Below are 3,854 nucleotides of genomic sequence, written 5' to 3'. Positions count from 1 at the left end.
ACGCGGGTTGCCGGGCTGCCAGCCGGCGGCAGGCCGGCGTGCCGCAAGGGCCGTAAGGCTCGGCGGACGCGTTTCGGGCTGCAACCTCAGTGCAGGCGTGTGCGGCTGCACCCGCCTGCCGTGGCCGACCGATGTTCCCGCGTTGCGGTCACATCGGTGTAGTTGGAAGGATTTCCAGATTTTTACGGGGGAGCGCTTGCCCGAAGCTCTGGGAATCCTTCGCTGACAAAGGACAGTCGTCTTTTAACGATTTGGGAAACCTTCGCTGGCAGCGGACGGCGAGCGTTCAGCGTCCGGGCAGGCCTCGCTTGCAGAGGAATAACCGTCTCTCAACGCTCTGGTAAGCGTTCGTTTGCCAGAACGGCCGTTTTTCAGCGCTCGGGCAGGATGTTGCTTGCAGCGGACAGCCTTCTCTTGAAGCTCTGGGGCCCGCGACCAGCCTTCAGGCGGTCGCGCCGACGGGCATAAGCAGGCGGGATTCACTCCCACCGTTAAACGTAATGCCCGTCGTGCAAGCCCCGTGTCCGTACAGCGTGTCCAGAGCAGATGGGCGTGAGCGGTACCCAGGCGTCGCGGAAATGTCGCCCGGCCGACGACCGCAAGTAGCCGGAATTCACTTCCGGCGTTAAACGCAGCGGGCGTCGTGCAAGTGGAGAGGCCGTACAGTGTGTCCAGAACAGACGGGCTATTGTGGTTACTCGGGAGAAGAAAAATGTCGTTGGGAGCGTCGGTTAAAAAACTAGGGCAAAATCATCGGCTGACGATTCTGCCCTCACAAAAATGCCGGAGCATTTTTCTGCTATGGCCCAGACATAGGTTTTTTCACTGGAGATGTCAATGTCCGAGCTTGCTTTCCGGGGTTTTGTCGATATTCGCATGACGTGTTTTTTGCAGGGCGTGAGCGAGAGCGCGGGCGCGAAGGCAGCGGACGGGCGGCTTTTTCGGCGCGTCCATGGAGCGCAGCCCGGGAAAGAAGCAGTACATGACGTCACGCAGAAAGGAGAATTTTCCGGGAATGATCTGGTTGTTGACGTACCAGGCGCGGTGCCTGATCATTCGTGAAGCAAGGTCGTGCAGGGCTGCAAGGGTTCTTTCGGAGAGCTTCCGTCCTTTGAACATGTGGGAATGAGCGTAGAGCAGAATGGTTATCTGCCGTATGGACTCGTTTTCGATGTGATGTTTCCGGCTTCGGGGAATGCCTCCCTGACTCAGCGCCCGGGCTGTTTCATTAGGCAGCTTCCCGCGTCCGTTTTTCTCGTTCATGTTATGGATGAGACAGTTGCTGTGCGCGCAGGCGTTCCGCAGTTGGCGGATATTGATGAGCACATGAAAATCGCTTTGCAGATCCATGTCGTTAAGTCGCGTTGCACAGTACTTGTAAAAAGCAACGAACATGCCGAAGGAAAGGACTTCAAGAAGCACCCATACCGGCATATTGTCGAGATATTTTTGAATGATGCCTCCGCAGTAGGGGTTGCTGATGTTGCGGCTGATGTCGGTGATGGCTTTGGGCTGCTGCATGAGGAATTCCGTGACAATGTCATAGGGGTCGACCTGATGCGCCGTGAGCTTGTCGAGCAGCTTTACCTTGGAGAAGTGTTCGACATCGAGAATGAGATGGAGAAACGTATAGCGCATTCTCATGTCGATGACGGCAAGATCGCGCAGCATGGCAAAGTCAAGTCCGACATAGGTTCCTGCAAGAGGGCCGCCTTGTCTTTTGGGAAAATTTTTGCGGTAGGAACGTATTTTGAAATAGTTGTTGTGATGCTCAAGATACGATTGCGCTTCCTTTTCACTGCACAGCTGGAACGTAACGCCTTTCTTTTTCAGATGTTCTATTTGCTGAGTGCTGGTCAGCATGGGAAGCCTGGCGGCCGCTGTTGAACTCATGAGAAGACTTCTCCGAAGGAATGATTTGCCAGAGAATCTAAAATGGGGGATACGTTGGGTCAAGTACCTTTTTCCTCTGTGCCGCAATCGTTTTGCGTGTCACGCTCCGAAAAAAAGGAGTGACTGCATGCGAATAGAACATCATCCGCTGGCCGTGGCCCAGCTCAAGAGGCACGAGGGACTGAGCCTTGTTCCCTACCGCTGCCCGGCCGGCTTTCTGACCATAGGCTACGGACACAACATCGACGCCAATCCCGTGCCCAACCTCGGCCCCGATGACAAAATAAGCGAACTTGAGGCCGGAAAGCTCCTTGAACTCGATATGCGCTCCTGCGGCATCGCCCTCGACAGATCCCTGCCCGGCTGGCGCGGCCTCTCTGAACCCAGACAGGCCGTGCTTCTCAACATGGCCCTAAACCTCGGCGTCCGCGGTCTGCTCGGCTTCAAAAAGGCCCTCGCCGCCCTGCGTGAAGGCAACTTCGACACCGCTTCCCGCGAAATGCTCGACTCCAAATGGCGCCGCGACGTGAAAGATCGCGCCCTCGAACTCGCCGAACAGATGCGCTCCGGCCTCTGGCAATATCCTGAAAGGCAGGAAGATGGGTGCCGTGCGTCTTCTCAGCGCTCTGGGGCCACGGGCGACGTCAGGAGCCCGGCCGACGTCCGCAAGTAGCCGGAATTCACTTCCGGCGTTAAGCGCATGACCATATTTAAGGATTCAAGGGGATGTTGTGGAAGATACCGTCATTGACTTCGTGCTTTCCACGCTTCAGGAACTGGCCGCGCAGTATCCCGATGCGGCATGGATTTCCGTGGTGCTCGGCGTGCTTTTTTCGGTGTGCGGCGTGGCGGCCGTGGTGACCATCTGGCTGCCCGCGCCTTCGCAGACCTCGGGATGGTATGCCTCGCTTTATCGCTGGCTGCACGCCCTTGCCGGACACGTCGCCCAGAACCGCGGAGCGCAGGCCGACGGAGCCTCGCCAGAAGTGAAAGAGGCCGTGCGCGCCGTGACGGGAAAGTGATGTGGAGACGTGGACGGCCCTTCTTGTCGCCCTGCTTCAGGCGGGACTGCGGCTTTTGGAAAAAATGGACGCGGCGCGCGCTGCCGATGTGCGCCGCCGCATTGCTGCTGACGGCGCAGGGGTGCTCCTCTCCCAGCTCAACCCCGGCTCTTCCGACGCTGCCCGTGCTCTCGAGCCTGCAAAGACTGGAACTGAACGGCACGCCGGGAGTGTGGATGAACAGCGATGACGCCGGACGCCTCTCCCTGTGGATATTCAACGCGACAGGAGAGGGCGGCTCATGGACCAGATAGGAAGAAACTCCGCTGAACACGCGGCGGAATACATAGGCGTGGTGCGCGGCTCCTGGCCCCTCATCGCTCTGGCCGCGGCCGTGGCCGTGACCTCCGCCCTCTGCCAGATGCGCCGCGGCTTCAAACAGCGCACCGTCGCCCAGAAAACCGCTACCGTGCTCGTCAATGCCTGCCTCACCACATCCCTCGCCCTGGGCTGCGCCTTCCTCCTCCCCCTCATCATGCCCGACGCTACCGTGCAGGCTCAGATGGGCGTCGTCTGCCTTACCGCTTCCCTCGGCGCAGAATCCCTCAAGCTCTGGATCATAAAAAAACTCGGCCTCTCCGTCGTCGACCTCATGAACCCCGACGATATCAACGAGATACGAAAAACCATGGACCCCGAAACCAGAAAAAAACACGCCGCCCAGTGCCCCTTCCGCCTCGATGAATGCGCCACAAGAGAAGAAACGCAGGAAAGGCAGCAAAGGCAGCAAAGGCAGCGGGGGGAATAATTCCCCCCGCGCCCCCTTGGTTCGCCTTGCGGCTTCGCCGCGCGGCGGGCGTCGTGCGGATGCCGGATGTCGGGCTTTGAAAAGGCGGCAGGGCAGGGGGGAGTGACGCAAAGGCCGGAAGGCTCGGCGGACGCTGTTCGGGCTGCAATCTC

The 3,854-nt window shown here is 58.9% G+C and carries 4 protein-coding genes; 3 read left to right on the top strand and 1 reads right to left on the bottom strand.

The genetic code is table 11. The features are described 5' to 3' along the window. Window positions 1-834 precede the first annotated feature (834 nt). Window positions 835-1,893 (bottom strand): Abi family protein, encoded by a 1,059-nt coding sequence (locus QZZ60_RS10855; protein WP_295641311.1) that lies wholly within the window; start codon window positions 1,891-1,893, stop codon window positions 835-837. 127 nt (window positions 1,894-2,020) lie between these two features. On the opposite strand from QZZ60_RS10855, the gene QZZ60_RS10850 reads away from it, so the two are divergent. From QZZ60_RS10850 to QZZ60_RS10840, 3 genes are all read left to right on the top strand, one after another. Further along, on the top strand, window positions 2,021-2,566 hold the full coding sequence (locus tag QZZ60_RS10850; RefSeq protein WP_295641310.1) for a hypothetical protein: 546 nt from the start codon (window positions 2,021-2,023) through the stop codon (window positions 2,564-2,566). A gap of 58 nt (window positions 2,567-2,624) precedes the next feature. Next, entirely contained in the window at window positions 2,625-2,915 is a 291-nt protein-coding gene (locus tag QZZ60_RS10845; RefSeq protein WP_295641309.1) for an RNA-binding protein, read from the top strand. Window positions 2,916-3,195: 280 nt separating this feature from the next. Beyond that, window positions 3,196-3,702, top strand: a complete 507-nt coding sequence (locus tag QZZ60_RS10840) for a hypothetical protein (RefSeq protein WP_295641308.1) — start codon at window positions 3,196-3,198, stop codon at window positions 3,700-3,702. Window positions 3,703-3,854: the final 152 nt, after the last annotated feature.

It is taken from the genome of uncultured Mailhella sp., from assembly GCF_905187505.1.
Taxonomy (GTDB): Bacteria; Desulfobacterota; Desulfovibrionia; order Desulfovibrionales; family Desulfovibrionaceae; genus Mailhella.
The sequence above is the reverse complement of the archived record's forward strand: the minus strand, read 5'-3'. Positions and strand labels throughout refer to the sequence as shown.

Bases quoted from the DNA above. Each gene is read 5' to 3' on its own strand.
- QZZ60_RS10840 (WP_295641308.1), top strand. From the start codon at position 3,196: ATGGACCAGATAGGAAGAAACTCCGCTGAACACGCGGCGGAATACATA.
- QZZ60_RS10850 (WP_295641310.1), top strand. From the start codon at position 2,021: ATGCGAATAGAACATCATCCGCTGGCCGTGGCCCAGCTCAAGAGGCAC.
- QZZ60_RS10855 (WP_295641311.1), bottom strand. From the start codon at position 1,893: ATGAGTTCAACAGCGGCCGCCAGGCTTCCCATGCTGACCAGCACTCAG.